At 36.3% G+C, this 504-nt stretch carries 1 protein-coding gene; it reads right to left on the reverse strand.

Annotation, left to right across the window (positions count from 1 at the left end):
- A partial coding sequence (locus tag N3D17_07950) for an amine oxidase (GenBank protein MCX8083293.1) occupies positions 1-504 on the reverse strand: 504 nt, incomplete at both ends.

The raw sequence follows: 504 nt of genomic DNA on the forward strand, positions 1-504 counted from the left end.
ATGTAGAACCCTTTATGAACTCTATATGGTGTAATCTTTTTTATGAATCCCCTTTCGTAGATCGGAGAGCTGTATTTCGCTTTGAAAATTTTAATCCAATTAACATCTTTATCCTCAACTCCAAAACGTTTTAAATCTTTTAAAAATAGCTTCTGAATTTCTAAATCGTTCTGGTTGAAGAGCCAGCCATCAGGAGTTGAATAACTTGCCAAATAAACGAGATTTTCTCCGTAGTCTTCGATTGGCATGAAGTTCGTGTGCTCTATTATTGCGCCAAAGGTTGCTTTATCTACGTTGATCCAGTAAATATCTGAAATGCTCTTTTTTAAAGACAATAAAGCACATACAGAACTCTGATAACTTATTTCTGGTAATCTAAAGTTTTTTGCAAATTCTCCAAGTTCTGGAAGCGGAGCGGTAAAAACCACTGCATCAAAATCCTCTCCATTAACATTCCACTTGCCATCGAGCTTTATTTTCCCCCCTTCATAAACGATCTCCACG

The organism is bacterium (assembly GCA_026414725.1).
Classification (GTDB): Bacteria; Ratteibacteria; UBA8468; order B48-G9; family JAFGKM01; genus JAAYXZ01.